Source organism: Bacillus sp. KNSH39 (assembly GCF_052656585.1).
This window is the reverse complement of record NZ_JBQXYO010000001.1, coordinates 3,781,697-3,798,591: the sequence shown is the minus strand read 5'-3', so window position 1 is coordinate 3,798,591 and position 16,895 is coordinate 3,781,697. Positions and strand designations below refer to the sequence as shown.

The following is a 16,895-nucleotide window of genomic DNA, read 5'->3' as shown; positions in this document are numbered from 1 at the left end:
TTAGGTGTAATTTTAAAGTGGGCATGAAGTAAAAGTGAAGCAATCATCTTCAACTTTTACTTCACTTCATTTTAATACCTTTTTTTAAAACGATTTTTTAATTTTGAATATCTTTTCGTATCTCCAAGAACTAGAAGCGAGATGCAAATGATAAATGAAATGATAGAAATAACGAGACCCATTTTGAAATAAGGTGTGACGTATTTCATTTCAACTACATGTTGCCCTTTGGAAATAGGAACGCCAATAAAGGCGGAATTAGCCTTCGTAAATTCCGTTTCTTTACCGTCAACTTTTATTGACCATCCTTTACTATATGGTACCGATAAATATAGTAATCCATCTTTAGTGGAATTAATATCACCTTTTAAGGAGTTACCTTCATAGTAAATGTTTTGTAGGCTATTTTCTTTTAAAGTATTTACTTTTTTCGGGACAGTCTGATAGTTAGTACTGTTGATTTGTAAATCTTTCAACTCATATTGACCAGGAGTAGGAATAGAAATGATTAGCTCGGTTGGCTTTGCATCTTTTCCTAAGTTGTAAACAAATCTTTCTAGCGGATAAGCATAAGCTCCATCTTCATTACCTTTTATCATAGATTTGTCATTCACGGTAACCCCAAATGATTCCTTGTTTATATTTCTAATTTTAATTTCAACAAGAAGATCACCTAACATATCGTTATTATCAATAGGTACTATTATACGCCCATTTTCATGAACAGTGAGTATATCTTTCTCTTTCTCTATATTTTCCCACTTCATTTTATTTGGATTAATCTTAATTTGTTTTGAATCTAGCTGTTTTGTATTAAATTGTTTTAGTGGGAGACTTCCAACATCATTTACAACTACAGCATCTAATAAAAGTTGATCTTTCTCGGCAAAATTAAGTTTTGAAAATTCTTCATCACTTATTCCAGCTTCGTATACATAGCCTAATGGTAGTGCAAATTCATTTTTATAAATGTTGTAAGGACCTACTTGTTGTAAATGCTTATAACCATAAGGAATTTCGGTTTTATTAGCACCTTCACTTAGTACATAATATTTTACCCCTAGCATGTTCTCAAGGAATAATCGTTTATCTAACTGGAAGAACATAGATGGACTATCGTATCCTTGGAAAACATTGTACTTATTTTTCATAAAGTCATGAACATGATAATTGACTAAGCTTTGATAAGTACTTGTACCATGATAACCTTGCAACATCGGCGTATTTTTATAATTATTGTTTGGATTGATAATTCGATAAAAATCTTTATCTTGATTTTGTATATAACGAATTGCGTCAATTTCATCCTTATTATCAAGACCTGGCCCGTGTAATGATTCTTTTGTCACGCCAGCTTGATTAAAGTGTTTACTAAGAGCAAAATCTGAATAGAAGTAATTAATAAATATTACATTGACGAGTACATTTAATACAATGAAACATTGTAAGGCTACTTTTGATAAATAGCGCCATAGTAATATTGTAATAATAGATAATACAGTAGTGCAAATTAAAATTTTATCAATTGTTTGTAGCGGCTGTGCATTTATATTTACTTTTCTATAGAATGCGTAAATAAATAATGTTGTTGCTAGCAAAGGACCTATTAAAGAATTGACCTTTTGTTTGTTGAGTAGCATCCAATCTAAAATGTAGGCGACAGTTTGTGCAACCACAAATGCAAATAAGTAAAACCATCTGTATTGCATGGCAGAAAAGCCATTAAATACGGAATACGTATATGGAAGCATATATAGCACTAACATAAACCCAGTAAAGATTAATTTATTTGTGATAAGTTTATTGCGTATTAGAAGCGCGCTAGTAATAAGGAAGAGGATGAAAACAGGGAATGCAAGCTGATAATCCTCTGTATTATTAATGAAAAAGATACTTTCCATTAAGTTTTTATAAAACGTACCTTCAAACAATAACGGTATAGTAAATTTTGTAGCGAGTCGATCGGAACTAAATACACCATTTACAGATGGTATAAAGCAAACAGCAGATAAACCTAGTGATAAAGCATATAGAAAAGCAATTCTAATATAATAAATTATAAATGTTTTAATTGTTTTGTTCTGCTGTGTAGCGAAATATTGGAAAAAGGCATAAATATAGATAAAAATACTAGTAATGAAAGCGAAATAGAAATTTGATGCAAGCATAAGTGCTGTTGCAAACAGGAATAACCCTTTTTTTCGCTCTAAAATATATTTATCTAATCCCCATATTACTAAAGGTAAAAACACTATAGCATCTGCCATGAAATCCCATAATAAAGAATGGCGAATGAAAGTTACACATCCTCCATATATAATGGCAGAAATGAAAGAAGAAAAAATAGTTTTATTGTGATAACGTAAAGAACCATACATGAATAACATAGCTAATGTACTCTTTAAAATACTCATATATAGTTTCATCTCAAAGATTTGGTCAAAATTTAGTTTAGGAAGTAGAAGCGTAAGCCAGAAAAATGGTGCTGTACTATAGTAATAACTAAATTCTCCGAATAAATCTCCACCTAAGCCATAATCCCAAGACCAAAATAAATTTCCATCTTTAAATGCGTGTTGTAAAAGGAATGTAAAGAAACTAAATTGTGATAATGCATCTCCTGTACTAGAAAATACATTGTCTGATTTTAGGAAAAAGTAATGAAAAGCAAATGCACATATTATTAATAATGGAATAATAATAAGTGTGCTTTTAGTGAAAAATGTTCTTTTATTTACTTCTGAAGTCATTAAATAAATAAGCCTCCTTAAATGCAATTGCCACATTCTTCATCTCTGGATATCGTTTTAGGATGAAGAAAAACTGTGTATGAATCGGCGATTTTTAATAGTATTAATAAAGTGTTTATTGGTGCAATGTGTGGTAAATTTAGGGTGTAAATAGTTAATATTTACATGAAGAATTAACTATGAATTACCTTAATAATAGGTGTTGTACATCTAGTGCTGTTCGTTTCCAAGTATAATCATTCCAGAAAGGCAAGTCAATTTAAGATATAGATTGAAAAAGGGCTCATTTTCTAAGTGAAGAAGATAAAAATAAAAACTTCAAATTTGATTTGAAGTTTTTATTTTTATTTATTTTCGAGCCAGCTTTTTATTTATAAATCCTAAAATCAATCCGCGTATTTGTGGATCGATTGCAAGACCGATAATACCGTATAATATACCAGTAATTGTTAAAGCAACTAATGGCGGTAAGGTAATTAATATTGTACGGTATAGAATATAGCTGATGATAAAGGCTAAGGTATTGAATATAATCCCTTTAAATAGTAACGAGAAGCCTTTACGAACAAATAGAGTGAATCCGATTAATAACGTAATCTCGGTAAGGATAGCGGCAATAGCTGCTCCCATCATTCCGAACTGACTACCTAAGACGATGTAACTTATAACGGCAACAGCTAGTCCGATTCCCATTGTTGTTGCGCGTTTCCATTGTTGACCAATTGTCGTTAAATTATCAGCAAGTGGATAGTTAATAGATTGTAAAATGACCATAAAGGCTAAAATGGCAAGAGCATCACCAGCTGGCGCATATTCTTTGCCTAATAAAGTAACAATCCAAAAGCTTGGATCAGCGATAAATGGAATGGAGATTCCCATTCCTAAAAAAGACATCAGTTTTAATTCAAACTGAGATAGTTTTCTATGTTCATCAATATTCTTTTCATTTCCAAACGCAAATAATTTTGGATAAAAGGCTGCTGCAATTACACCAGGTATTTGATAAAGGACTGCAGGTATTTTTGATGCAGCTCCAAAGAATCCAACTTGCTCGTACGTCGAAACTTTTTCTAATATAATAGGGCCTAACTGCGGTAAAAGCATAATGATAATGCCATTGATTGTGAAAATCAGCAGTTGATCTAAAATCCCTTTGTCCCAGCCCTTATGAACTGTCGTATGGCGGAGTACCATTATGAAGGCGATGACTCCTGTTACAAGACTAGATATCCCATACATAGCAGCGACCGTCATAAGTGACCATTTCAACGACATTCCGAGTAGAAGCGCAGCTGCGGCTGTTACACCTTGTAGTACAGAAATAATCGCTGTAAATTGCATACGTTCTGTTACTTGGAAATAAGCCATTCCAACGCCTTGTAAAGTTGCTCCAAACATTGTTGGTAGTACAACCCAATATACCATGGCGCGTAGGTAGGCATCAGTATAGAAGAACTGAGCAAAAATAGCGAAGAGTACAGAAATTACGACAGCTAATACGAAACGAATGCGTAAATAACTACTGATTAGTACGCTAATATTTGCATCCTTTCTCGTTCCTTCACGCATAAACGTATGTGTCAAACCAGCATCTGTGAAATAACAAATAACAGCGGAAACTGCTAATGCAGTTGTGAACATCCCATACTCACCGGGAGAAACGTATCTTGCGAAGAGAATCGTCGCGATAGCAAGTACAAATCGAACAGTAATATTTCCTACAAATAGGTAGGAGGCATTTTTAAGAATCTTATTTGTTTTCATGAGAAAAAACCTTTCTATTCTTTAGGACCTTTTTCGTTTGTCCTATTTGTAAATTTGATTTGTTTACGGAAAGAGAGGTGAGTACTATATTTTCAGTTTAAGAAAACAGAAATTTAATTCGTACAAACCAAAGCATTGCATATAGTTTTTTACTACGCTTTCCGTTTTTTGAATAGATTTTATGGCAATATTTCTTTATATCTTTTTTGATTAATTGAACTTGGGCATTATTTAATTGAGAGTTTTCTTTAATGTATATACAAGCATTATTGATAACAGTATAAGGGAATAAATAAGTCTCAAGAATCTCAATAAGTGACTGAGGGTCTTTCGTAATGAAGTCTTGAGATTTGTTATGTACCCAATCTTTCATACGATTGAATACTTCCAACTCTTTTGTCGTTTTTAATTCATAATCTTTATACTTAGAAGAAAGATTTCCTTCTGATAAGATTCTATAATATGTTAAGTATTCATCGACATAGCATACATTTGTCACACTCATTAGTTTAAATAAAAACTCCAAATCTTCTCCCCAGCTACATCCTGGTGTAAAACGGATATTATGATTCATTGCGATAGAGCGTTTGAAAATCCAAGTACTTGTTTGAGCAACAACTTGGTGTGTTAAGAATGCTTTTGCCATATCACCTTTAATAAAGTTTGTTGTATGCTCAACCTTTTCGCCTGTTTCTTCGTAGAAATTCATATAACCACAATAGCACGCGTCCATGTTGTTTTTATGCATACTCTCGATTTGTTTCTCAATTTTAGTTGGATGCCATAAGTCGTCACTATCAAGGAAAGCCACGTATTCTCCGCTAGCATTTTCAATCCCTGTATTACGAGCTACTGAAACACCTTGGTTTTTTTGGTGAACGTATTTTACTTGACCCGGATATTTTTCCGCAAGATTTTTTACGATAGAAGGTGATTGATCTTTACTTCCATCATCTACAATTACAATTTCAATGTTTTTATATGTTTGATCCAGTATTGACTGCATCGTTTCTTCAATATATTTTTCTGTGTTATACAGGGGTATGACAACAGAAACAAGTTGTTTTTGTTCCATCATAGAATTTTTATCTCCTCAAATTTTTTATGTCTTGCACCATATATACAAGCCTTTTGAAAGGAAGAAGATTACAAGAACATCTGTATCAGTTTAACGCATATAAACTTTGTAAATCAACTTTCTATTATTGTACTTTGTATAAAAAGTATTTATTATAGAATATATTGTCTTGTAAAAATATAGAAATATAATTTGAAAATTATGTATTTGAAGGGAGAAGATGAGATGTTAAGGCGATTTACTCGCAAATCTAATGTAATCCTTTTAGGGATTATTATGATAATTGGTTTTGTGCTTCGTTTTGCAACTTTACAAACACATGGTGCAGATTTGACCCTAGCAAGTGATGATCTAGGTTATCAAAAAACGGCAACCATTTTATTGGAAACAGGAATGTTAACATATCATGAGCCGGATAAACCAACTATTCATATTATGCCAGCTTTTCCAGCATTTTTAGCTACTGTATTTTACTTTTTTGGAAATGGCAATGAAGGTCTTTTTGTAGCTAAATTAATTATTATCCTATTAGGGGTACTTAGTATTTTACTAACTTATAAGATTGGTACTTATTTATTGAATCCCGCTGCAGGATTAATAGGTGCTTTCTTATTAGCTGTGTATCCTCCAGAGATTGTTGTAGAAAATTTAACTTTAACAGAAGGACCGTTTCTATTCTTTTCATTGGGATTATTATATTGGAGTTTAAAATTAGCTGATACTCATAAAACGAAACATTTTCTAATTGTATTAATTTTCTACTTTTTAGCATTGTACTTACGCGTACAAGTTGCTTTATATCCAATACCATTATTTATATATCTCTTAATGAAGCGCTATCCATTCCGCGTTATGATGAAGCAAGCGATTATAAGTATAGGAATAGGACTTATTGTACTTGGACCATGGTGGGCCCGCAATTACATTCAATTTGATAAGTTTATTCCACTAACTGCTGGGGCAGGGAATCCATTATTACTTGGAACGTATCAAGGTAAAGGTTACCCAGAAGGTAAGAATATGGCAGAACTTGAAGTAGAATTAAACGCAAAGTACCCTAATCTGGAAGCACATAAGTTTATGGAATTAGAAGAAAAAATAGCGAAAGATAGAATGAAAGAATGGTGGAAAACAGATAGGAATTCCATGATAGAGAGTTATTTAATCTTGAAGCCAGAAATTATGTGGAAAAAACCGTATTATTCTATAGAGCATAATATTGAAGTATTCAATGTTTCTGCAAAAGATATGAATGAAATACATAATTTTATTAAGACGATGTTTTTAATATGTACGATACTTTCATTTATCTTCCTTCTAAAAAGGTGGAGAGAGACTACATTTTTATGGTCAATTCTTTTACTGCAAACAGCTTTGACATGTTTTTATGCCGCATATGAAAGATATGCATTACCATTAATTCCATTTTTATTTATTATAATTGGAGTAGGAACCGTGGCAACGGTTATGAAAATTAGTAAATTATTAATTAGCAAAAAATAGTTTGAAATAAAAAAACATCTTAATTTTTTAAAGAAATTAAGATGTTTTTTTATATATATTCATATTTGAATGGAAAGCTATTTGTTATCAGTTTCAGTTTTTGTTACGTTTAACTTTTGCTTTAATAACGCATAATCTTGCGTTATTGTTACAAGTTGATGGTGTAGCTTAGAAATTTTTCTTGTTAGGTCAAAAATTAAGATGAAACAGAATAATAATCCAAATAAGAATAAGATGGATGGTGGATATTCTACTTTTAATAGTTTTCCAATCCAATTTATAATTTTATCAGTAGAACTTAAAATAGCCATTGCAACACAAACAAAAATCCATAAAACGGCATATTTTGTTTCTAAAGCCCCGCGACGAATAGAATTAATAATTAAGAAGAATAATAACAAAATAAAGATGAATGAAAAGGTAATTATATGCATTCACTATCAACCTTTCACGATTTTTTGCATCAATATAGCAAGACTTACTTTAATCATGTAATATGCAGATTTAAGAGGTGTGATGGAAGATTGTCCACCTTGTCGTTCTTGCATATTTACAGATATCTCATTAATACGAAGTTTTTTCTTTTTTAAATGAATAAGAACTTCTGGCTCTGGATAATCTTTTGGATAATTGTGCGCAAAAATCGTAATTACTTCTCGATTGATAGCACGATATCCAGAAGTTGGATCCATAAATGTTTGTTTCGTTAATACTTTCAGTAGGGCAGTAAAATAAAAAATACCGATTCTTCTTGAAATACTACCTTTGTAAGCTGTTTTTTCTGTAAAGCGTGAACCTAGCACCATATCACATTGACCTTCAGCAATAGGCTGAATAATTTTGTATAAATCATCCGGATTATGTTGTCCATCAGCATCGAACTGAATTGCAATATCATATCCATTCTCATATGCGTATTTATAGCCAGTTTGTACCGCAGAACCGATGCCCAGATTATATGGTAGATTAATAAGATGAACAGGGAAATTTTTTACGATTTGAGCTGTTTTATCTTGTGAACCATCATTAATAACGCAAATGCTTAACGCTGTAAAATGTTGTTTTAGTTCTAGTAATCTTGTTAATGTATCTGCAATTGCTTCTTCCTCATTATAGGCTGGAATAATAATCAAAGTTTTTGGTATTGAAATTGGTACCTCGATAGACATTACCGCACCACCCCTTACATATTTAACTATATTATGGTTATTTATAAACAACTTTACTTAATATACCATTAAAAGTATAAGAAAATAAAGGAAAAACTGATGGGTGATTTTAGGGGGAGGCCACTGAATACAAAGGCAAGCGATAGTATTTTTTATAATAAAAAATACATGCAAGGAAGAGCCTGTGCATGTACGATGAGAAGATTATGTTAAATATTCCAAGGCTTACTTAAAGTTAAAACTTCAGCCATCTCTTTACTTTTTAAACGTCCTTTTTTTCGGTTTTCCGCGCGTTCTAAACCGGTTGTGTGTAACCAATGTTCTTCCTGAGTTTCAGGGAGTACTTGTGGTACGGACGAAGGTTTTCCATCTTTTATTGCTACAAATGTAATGAAGCAAGTAGCAGCAATTCTACGCTCGCCTGCTAATAAATTTTCTGCAATTACTTTTACGAAAACTTCCATTGAAGATTTCCCTGTATAACATACGAATGCTTCATAACAAACAGAATCAGCTTGGTGAATTGGAGTTAAAAAATCAACTGAATCAATAGATGCTGTTACGCAATGTTTACGACTATGTCTTGCAGCCGCAATTGAAGCAATACTATCAATTTCTGCTAATAATTTCCCCCCAAAAAGTGTTTGGTGATTATTTAAATCGTTAGGAAAAACACGTGTTGTCTTAATTGCTTTAGATTCTCGCATGAATTTCTTTTCCATATATTCAGCCCCTATAGTCTGTTTTCAATCAGAATAATATGTGTAAGCTTAGTACTCATATTAGATATTTAATGAAGTAAAGTGTAGTCCAAAAGAGTATTATTTAAACTTCTGTATTTGTATTCATGTAACTGAAAGAAAATTTATTTTATCTAAAATGTAGTGTAAAAGAGGATTCGCTTACATTGCAAGTAAAAAGTAATGACTATGTATTTGTCATAGAAATTCTCTATCAGCCGTGTACCCATTCATGATAGAATCGTTTTGTTATGAATGGAAATAGAGGTGCAATGGACATATGAATCATATACAAACAAATTTTTCATCTTTCTTCAATAAAATTACGATCGGTGCGATGCTCGCATTTTTTGTTTATAGTTGTTGGGCAGCATTTGAGACAAGTAAGCAATTCTTTGGAGGAAGTACAGCAAGTGTAACAATCATATTGGCAATTTTCGTCATACTCATTTTGTTAGTGGCATCAATTCTACAATATCGTTTCACAGATAAACAATTTCTTGTTTTTCTTATAAGTGTATCTATAGTTGTGAGGCTTAGTATGCTGTTATTTGTAGATGCTCCAATAATTGGTGATATGAAAGTGATGTATGAGTCTGCAAAGCAGATTGCAATTGGTAATAATATAGGGACTGTCACTCATTTGCCTTTTATTATATATGAGTCAGTAATTATTCGTATATTTGGTGATACATTATTCGCTTTACAACTATTTAATGTGTTATTTTGCGCAGGAACTGCATTTTTTATTTATCGTATTGCAGCAACGGTTTTTGGAGAAGAATGCGGGCGTATTGCTTCTATATTTTATGCTCTGTATATTCCCAATATATTCATGAGTCCCGTATTAACTCCTGAGTCACTTGCAATATTTTTATTTTATTTTGCTTGTTACATACTTTTATATAAAGGATTAGATCATCCTTATATGTGGGTGTTTTCAGCGATTTTATTTGTATTTAGTAATATGATTTTTCCAATGGGATTATTTCTTCCTATTTTTATCACGGTATATGTATTATTAATCGAAGTATTTCAATCGGCAACGAAACAAAAGGTGTTACTAAAGATGATAGGGATACTTATTCTATTTTATAGTGCCCATTTTGGTGTGAATTATGGAATTAAGACAATGGGAATGTCACAATATACGATTGCGAATGAGACGTATGTTCAATCTGTTTTAATTGGAAAAACGCAATATGAAGAAAAAATATCGAAAAATCAAAGTGTAACAGAGCATATTGATCAAAAGTTAAAAGAGATTGAGGGAGAAAGATTTAAACTTTTAGAACCGATGATAAATCAGTTTTCAGATGAGGGAATAAATTCTATTCTTTTCAAATGTGAAAAACTGATATATATAGCCGTAACATTGTTTATGACTATAGCTCTATTACACTTCCTTATTAAGAAACAACAAAATGAGGGATATATGTTGTTCTTATTTTTAATTAGTGGCTACGTATTGTTAAAGTTATTCCAAGTAGATATGGTATATTACAATGTAATTATGCCGGCATTGTTTATTTTGCAGAGCTTTGGTGTTTATATGAGTTATGTGTATTGTCAAAAAATATTTTTCAGAAAATAAAAAGAATCCATTCTGGATTCTTTTTTTTGATGGAAGATGAAATTTAGTAGTCAGTGCAAAATGGAAAGTATGCCGGACCTGAATTTCACCCCGTTATTTTCCAGGTAGTAAGCCCCCCACCTCAAAATCAGCGAAAGCAAAGAAGTTAGGTGGGGGCGGACCGCCTGTAAAAGACCGATTGTTGAGGGCTGATTAAAGTTTCACTTTATCTTATCGATTTAGTTCTAGTTGTAAATTATCGGCTGTTAGAGCCATTTGTGAGGAATCATCTTGAATTCCTTTCATTACTTGTGAAATAGCTTGTAGCTCATGTTCAATTTTCTTATTCTGTTCTTTTGAGTTAGACATATCTTTTACAATTTCTTCGAAGTATCGATCTGTTGCCGACATACTATCCGTTCCTTCTGATACGAGAGAGCTAATTTGTTTCACGGAAGACGAGACACGGATAATTTGTTCATTTGTTTTTTCGACGAGCTTTGTAACGTTAAAGATAGATTCTTTCGTTTGCTCTGATAATTTTCGTATTTCACCAGCAACAACAGAAAACCCCTTCCCAAATTCTCCAGCACGTGCAGACTCGATAGCAGCATTGAGTGCGAGTAAATTGGTTTGCTCCGCGATTGATTTAACGATATCTATGATTTCGTTAATTTTGTTAGAAATATCAAGAAGTTCATGAGTATCTGTAATAATTGTTTCCATATTCATTTGAATAGATCCCATTCGTTTGTTTTGCTGGTTTAATTGTTCTTTCCCTTTATTCGCTTTTTCTTCAGATGTTGTAGCTAATGATGTACCTGTTTTAGCAATCTCTACAATAGTTTCAGACTTAGCGGTTAGTTTTTGAATAGAAGAGCTTGTCTTTTCAGATACAGCAGCTAGTTCTGTTGCGATATGCGTAATTGTCATAGCAGTTAATTCTTTTTCTTTCTCATGCTCTTTTTGCATTCTTTCATATTCAGATTCATAAGCTGCAAGAACAAGTTCTTGTTCAAGAGTGAATAATTTATTTATGACATTTATAGAATAGGAAAAATCATCGATTATTGTTAATTTTGTTTGTAAAATCTTCATGATAGAGCGGAATAATTCTTGATAAGCAGCAGTATACCATTTTCGATGTAAACCAATTTGTACATGCCTTTTGGCAATCCTAACACGCTGTTCAATAAAATCTTCATGCATATTGCCGCTGAATAATTCTTTAATATGTGTTTTTAAAGTTTGTTTTAGTTTTGGAATAGAGCTGTAACGCTCAATAATAGTAATTAAATTAGGTTGTTTTGTAATGTTGGCATAGAATTTTTCAGTAATCCAATCAATTTCTGCATAAATAAAAGGCTGTAGTACTTTTACAACTTGTAAATCTTCTTTTGAAATATGTAGCATATCCATTTGAATTTTTAATTCAGAATTAGTAGGTACATTAAAAGTTATTTGTTGGTCCTTACTTAATTCGATTATACTGGCATTTGTTTTATTAATATTTTTTTTGAAAACCCCAAGCATCATTCTTCCCCCTGTATATAAAACGTTTTCAATTTTAAAACTAATATAGAGTAATTATATATGCTTATATATAATTACTCTATATTAGTTCGTTGAATAGTATATAAATTAAGAGAATTCTATCTAGAATTCTCTTAATGGCCTTTATTAATTTTAGCATGTGTTTTAAAGAAAACAGGGAAATGCACATTATATATTACAGTGACGACACGAATAACGAATGTTACTAATAAACAAACATAGAAAGCTAATACGTGCGCCCCCATAGCGTGTGTGATTAGGAAGCTAATTGCTCCTAAGATAGAAGCGATTGCGTAAATTTCTTTTCGGAATACGTAAGGGATATCTTGAGCACAAATGTCACGCAAAATACCGCCTCCAATACCTGTAATGACTCCCATTGAAACAACTAGAAATGAGGCGTCAACATGATGTGACATTGCCGCATTTGCACCAATAGCTGTAAAAACGCCTAAGCCAACAGCATCAGAAAGCATAATAACGACTTGAAGTTTATTGATGCGCTCAAAAAACATACAAGTAAATAATGCTGATAATACACTTACGAAAAAGTAAATGGGTTTTACAAATGCGACAGGGGGCAGGTTACCAATCATGATATCACGAATAATACCGCCGCCGAGCGCAGTAGCTACAGCTAAACAAAGGACACCAAATAAATCTAAATCTTTTTTTAAACCAACTAATGTACCAGAAATGGCAGCGGCGATAATGCCAAGAAACGTAAATATATCGATTAATAACATGGCCTTAATCCCTTCCTCTTAAAGATGTTCCAGAGAAAAAATATACACTAAAGTATTGGAAATAACAATTACTTTTCGTTACATGTAGAAAAACGGATAAAATACATAAAGAAAGCGTTTGAAAATGTTTAGGGGAAAATGAAGCAAAGTTAATCTTTAGTTGTAGGATAGCCAAGTAGATGTCATTTTGTAATTATTAAATTTTATATATTAATACAAGGATTAATAAATGTTACTATAATGCTGATAATAAGTGAAAGGGTGTTAGATAGTTTTTATAGAGATAGGGAAGGATAGCTAAAGGATAATATTTTCTATTATTACTTAAGGTGGAGTGGCTAGTTTCGGTATAAAAATAGTTCTCAATTTAAATATGAGTTATGTTATAATTGCTAGGTGTGTTTTAACGATAATAAATTATGATTAAAAGATAATGTTAAGATTTTGTATGGAGGTCTTGGAATGTTAGCAAATCAAGCTAGGGTTAGATTTGAGCATTTTTTGCTCTTTTTTATTATTTTACAGCCTGTTTTAGATTTATTAACGTCTCTTAGCATCACTTTATTAAAGTCAAATGCTACCGTTGGGATTTTAGTAAGATTCCTTATTATGGCTGTTGGTGGTATTTACATTTTAATTCAGGCAAAAGAGAAGGAAAATAGAAAGTTTTTAATTTACCTTATATTATTAGCCGGAGTTTTAGGGGTAGGATTTATTAATAACAAAATAGTTAAGGATCCTATTGTACTTAGTGAAGAAGTTAAATTCGTTGCGAAAGCATTATATATATATATTATGCTGGGATCATACATTTTAGCTTTAAAATCATTGAAAAAGACAGTTAATATTAGTGATAAGGTTCGAAATAGTATTGTATATTCTACATTAATCATTAATGCAATTATGGTTATTTCTATTTCAACATCTACTGACTTTGGTAGTTATGAATGGATGAAGGTTGGTTCTCGAGGTTGGTTCTATGCAGGGAATGAACTAGGTTCAATCTTAGCTATTATTTTCCCTATTGTGGTACTATATTCTATTCAAAAAACAAAGAGCTGGAAACATATTTTATATTGGATTCCATCACTTTTAATGATTTACTCTTTAATTCAAGTTGGTACGAAAGTAGGAATGGGCTCAATTGGTGTTACGTTAGCGGCAGCAATCGGAATCATTGTACTACAATTATTATTTGATAGAAAAAACCCGAACAAAAAATCTCTTGCACTTAACGCAGTAATTGCTATTATCCTATTAGCCGGTGTAGTTGGGTCGTTTAAACAAACACCATTAGCGCAAAATATGGGTATTCACAATAACTATTTAACAGAGCAAAATGTAGCACAACAAGATCAAAAAGAACAAGAAATTAAAGAGAAGCTGAAAAAAGAACAAGAACTTAAAGAAAAAGAAGAAAATCACCATAAAGTTGAAAAGCCAGAAGAAAAAGCGAAGATAGAAGTAGAAGTTAAGAAAGAACTTGAGAAAGAACAAAAGAAAGAAAATCAAGAAAACCTTATTTTCAGTGGACGTCAAGTATATGAAGAAAGACATAAGCAGTTCTTTAAAGAAGCGCCAATGTCACAAAAGTTATTAGGAATGGGTTATGCAGGTAACTTTAAATACAATGAACAAAAGCAGCCAGATCCAAAACTAATTGAAATGGACTTCCATGATTGGTTTTATGATTTCGGAATTATTGGCTTTGTATTACTAATGATTCCATTTATTTATTACGGGCTAAGAATTCTACTAGCATTTGCTACGAGATTTAAGGACATATTTAATATAAAATATGGAATGATTTCAGCAAGCTTATTGTTAGCGTTAGGTATTGCTTATATTGCAGGACATATTTTAACAGCACCAGGAGTTGGAATTTACTTTGTAGTGGTGTTAGCTTATCTAATAGTAGACCTAGAAATTGAATGATAAAAATAAAAGCTAACTTTTGTTAGCTTTTATTTTTTAGTACAGTAAAATAAAAATAGATGGAAACGTAGCGAGGATTTAAAGGAGGAAAAAATATGAGAATATTGCATATGAATGCAGGAGCAGAAGATGGGGGAGGGAAAACACATATTATTTCACTTCTCGATCAGTTTCCAACTGGTGAAGTAGAATTAGCAGTATTTGAAGATGGAATTGTTGCGAAGGAAGCAAGGGAGTTAGGGATAAAAGTCCATGTGTTTTCACAAAAATCGCGCTATGATTTATCCATTTTAAAGAATATAAGTGAATTTATTAATAAAGAAAAATTTGATGTAGTTCATACACATGGCCCCAGGGCTAATTTCTATGTTTCTTTAATGAAAAAGAGAATAAAGGCAAAATGGGTAACGACTATTCATAGTGATCCGTTTCAAGACTTTACTAAACAGGGCTTAAAAGGTTGGATTTTTACGAAATTAAATTTGAAAGCCTTAAAAAATATAGACTTATTTTTCGTTGTAACGAATAGATTGAAAAAAAGCCTGGCAGCATTAGGTATTTCAAATGAAAAGATGCATGTTATTTATAATGGAATTGAATACGATAAGGAAAAAGCAGAAGGTTATAATAAAAAAGAAATGTTCAATATTGATGAAGATGTATTTACGGCAATCCAAGTAGCACGATTACATCCTGTCAAAGGACATGAAGTTTTATTCGATGCGTTACAACAAACAAAATTAGAGAAAATTAAAGTATTATTAGTTGGCGATGGCCCATTAGAAGAAAATCTAAAGTCATTAGCTACTGAAAAAGGGATTAACGATAAAGTAGAGTTTTTAGGACATCGTCAAGATGTAAAACAATTATTTGCGTCGTCACATGTAAATTTATTAACTTCCCATAGTGAAGGGTTCCCACTAGTTTTATTAGAAGCGGCAAATCAACGCGTACCATCAATTGTGACTAGGGCTGGAGAAATTGAACCATTAATCGTAGATGAAACTTACGGATGGATTGTGCCAACAGGTGATGGAAAGGCATTGGCATTAGCTTTAGAAGAAGCGTATGATAAGTGGAAAACTGGAGAGTTAGCAGCAATGGGTAAACATATTTATGAGCATGCTACTATGAACTTCTCACTTCAAAAACTATATGAAGATACAAAGGAAACATATAAGCAATTAATAGCGAAAAACTTGTAATGATAGAGAGGATAGTTAACTATGGCAGTACAAACAGTTGATATTCTAGGCGTTCCTTTTTCTACAATGACAATGGATGAAACGGTCCAATATTTAAAAGAACAACTAGAAGCGGAGCGAACCCATACGTTTCAGGTAGTAACAGCAAACCCTGAAATTGTTATGTGCGCAAAAAAGGATGAAAAGTTCTATCAAACATTATTGAATACAGATTTAATTACACCTGATGGTATTGGGGTTGTAAAGGCAAGCGGGATGCTTGGTACACCTTTAAAAGAACGTGTAGCAGGTTTTGATTTAATGTGTAATTTACTTGCGAAGTTATCAGAAGATAGTAAGCCGGTATCTGTTTTCTTATTAGGTGCAAAGCCGCATGTTGTACAAGCTGCAGCAGATCATTTAACAAAGACATATTCAGCTGTATCCATCGCCGGTATACAAGATGGTTATTTTAAACAAGAAGACGAAGAGAATATTATTTCTCGCATTCAAGAAGCAAAACCAGATTTATTACTTGTTGCACTTGGTTTCCCGAGACAAGAGAACTTTATCCAAAACAATAAGCATCGTTTAGAAACGAAAATGGCTGTTGGAGTGGGTGGAAGTTTAGACGTATGGGCTGGAGAGGTAAAACGTGCACCAAAATGGATTCAAGCGATTCATTTAGAGTGGTTTTATAGATTATGCAGTAATCCAACACGCTGGCGTCGTCAGTTAGTATTAGCGGAATTTTTAAAAGAAGTAATGCGTTCGAAAAAGTAGCGAAATATCGCTGCTTTTTTTATTTGTTCATTTTTAATAAATTGAAACTTTAATTAGTGAGGCATCCCCACTGATTATTAGCTCTCACCAATCGGGATAGACGTTTTACTTTTTGG

At 32.2% G+C, this 16,895-nt stretch carries 13 protein-coding genes and 1 pseudogene; 5 read left to right on the top strand and 9 right to left on the bottom strand.

Going from position 1 to position 16,895, the window contains the following annotated elements:
- Positions 1 to 71: 71 nt before the first annotated feature.
- The 3 genes from ACUL40_RS19380 to ACUL40_RS19370 form a co-directional block, all read right to left on the bottom strand.
- Positions 72 to 2,750, bottom strand: coding sequence for a YfhO family protein (locus ACUL40_RS19380; protein ID WP_074047661.1), 2,679 nt, complete (start codon positions 2,748 to 2,750; stop codon positions 72 to 74).
- Between the two features lie 348 nt (positions 2,751 to 3,098).
- Positions 3,099 to 4,514 (bottom strand): oligosaccharide flippase family protein, encoded by a 1,416-nt coding sequence (locus tag ACUL40_RS19375; RefSeq protein WP_000856149.1) that lies wholly within the window; start codon positions 4,512 to 4,514, stop codon positions 3,099 to 3,101.
- Positions 4,515 to 4,611: 97 nt separating this feature from the next.
- Positions 4,612 to 5,592 (bottom strand): glycosyltransferase family 2 protein, encoded by a 981-nt coding sequence (locus ACUL40_RS19370; protein WP_065212362.1) that lies wholly within the window; start codon positions 5,590 to 5,592, stop codon positions 4,612 to 4,614.
- Positions 5,593 to 5,817: 225 nt separating this feature from the next.
- Here ACUL40_RS19370 and ACUL40_RS19365 point away from each other — a divergent pair, with 225 nt between their 5' ends.
- Complete coding sequence (locus tag ACUL40_RS19365; RefSeq protein WP_139245382.1) at positions 5,818 to 7,095, top strand: glycosyltransferase family 39 protein; 1,278 nt, start codon at positions 5,818 to 5,820, stop codon at positions 7,093 to 7,095.
- 77 nt (positions 7,096 to 7,172) lie between these two features.
- Here ACUL40_RS19365 and ACUL40_RS19360 read toward each other — a convergent pair whose 3' ends face one another.
- The 3 genes from ACUL40_RS19360 to ACUL40_RS19350 all read right to left on the bottom strand — a co-directional run bounded on the left by ACUL40_RS19360 (position 7,173) and on the right by ACUL40_RS19350 (position 8,986).
- Positions 7,173 to 7,529 (bottom strand): DUF2304 domain-containing protein, encoded by a 357-nt coding sequence (locus ACUL40_RS19360; RefSeq protein WP_065212360.1) that lies wholly within the window; start codon positions 7,527 to 7,529, stop codon positions 7,173 to 7,175.
- A gap of 6 nt (positions 7,530 to 7,535) precedes the next feature.
- Positions 7,536 to 8,264, bottom strand: coding sequence for a glycosyltransferase family 2 protein (locus ACUL40_RS19355; RefSeq protein ID WP_000021473.1), 729 nt, complete (start codon positions 8,262 to 8,264; stop codon positions 7,536 to 7,538).
- A 209-nt stretch (positions 8,265 to 8,473) separates the two neighbouring features.
- Positions 8,474 to 8,986 carry an acyl-CoA thioesterase gene (locus tag ACUL40_RS19350; protein ID WP_000412126.1) on the bottom strand — a complete coding sequence of 171 codons (513 nt, stop codon included), beginning with the start codon at positions 8,984 to 8,986 and terminating at the stop codon, positions 8,474 to 8,476.
- A gap of 298 nt (positions 8,987 to 9,284) precedes the next feature.
- Here ACUL40_RS19350 and ACUL40_RS19345 point away from each other — a divergent pair, with 298 nt between their 5' ends.
- Positions 9,285 to 10,598 carry an ArnT family glycosyltransferase gene (locus tag ACUL40_RS19345; RefSeq protein WP_445422768.1) on the top strand — a complete coding sequence of 438 codons (1,314 nt, stop codon included), beginning with the start codon at positions 9,285 to 9,287 and terminating at the stop codon, positions 10,596 to 10,598.
- Between the two features lie 210 nt (positions 10,599 to 10,808).
- Here the strand turns inward: ACUL40_RS19345 and ACUL40_RS19340 are convergent, their stop codons facing one another.
- The 3 genes and pseudogenes from ACUL40_RS19340 to ACUL40_RS19330 all read right to left on the bottom strand — a co-directional run bounded on the left by ACUL40_RS19340 (position 10,809) and on the right by ACUL40_RS19330 (position 12,877).
- Positions 10,809 to 11,510, bottom strand: coding sequence for a methyl-accepting chemotaxis protein (locus ACUL40_RS19340; protein WP_370445139.1), 702 nt, complete (start codon positions 11,508 to 11,510; stop codon positions 10,809 to 10,811).
- A 54-nt stretch (positions 11,511 to 11,564) separates the two neighbouring features.
- Positions 11,565 to 12,110, bottom strand: a pseudogene (locus tag ACUL40_RS19335) (protoglobin family protein); the annotation flags it as partial.
- 134 nt (positions 12,111 to 12,244) lie between these two features.
- Positions 12,245 to 12,877 carry a trimeric intracellular cation channel family protein gene (locus tag ACUL40_RS19330; RefSeq protein WP_000924371.1) on the bottom strand — a complete coding sequence of 211 codons (633 nt, stop codon included), beginning with the start codon at positions 12,875 to 12,877 and terminating at the stop codon, positions 12,245 to 12,247.
- A gap of 462 nt (positions 12,878 to 13,339) precedes the next feature.
- Between ACUL40_RS19330 and ACUL40_RS19325 the strand changes: the two genes are divergently transcribed.
- The 3 genes from ACUL40_RS19325 to ACUL40_RS19315 all read left to right on the top strand — a co-directional run bounded on the left by ACUL40_RS19325 (position 13,340) and on the right by ACUL40_RS19315 (position 16,779).
- The gene (locus ACUL40_RS19325; protein WP_063246329.1) at positions 13,340 to 14,812 is read left to right on the top strand and encodes an O-antigen ligase family protein; all 1,473 of its coding nucleotides are present in this window, start codon (positions 13,340 to 13,342) and stop codon (positions 14,810 to 14,812) included.
- A 95-nt stretch (positions 14,813 to 14,907) separates the two neighbouring features.
- On the top strand, positions 14,908 to 16,017 hold the full coding sequence (locus ACUL40_RS19320) for a glycosyltransferase family 4 protein (protein ID WP_001221227.1): 1,110 nt from the start codon (positions 14,908 to 14,910) through the stop codon (positions 16,015 to 16,017).
- 21 nt (positions 16,018 to 16,038) lie between these two features.
- Entirely contained in the window at positions 16,039 to 16,779 is a 741-nt protein-coding gene (locus tag ACUL40_RS19315; protein WP_000290748.1) for a WecB/TagA/CpsF family glycosyltransferase, read from the top strand.
- Positions 16,780 to 16,895: the final 116 nt, after the last annotated feature.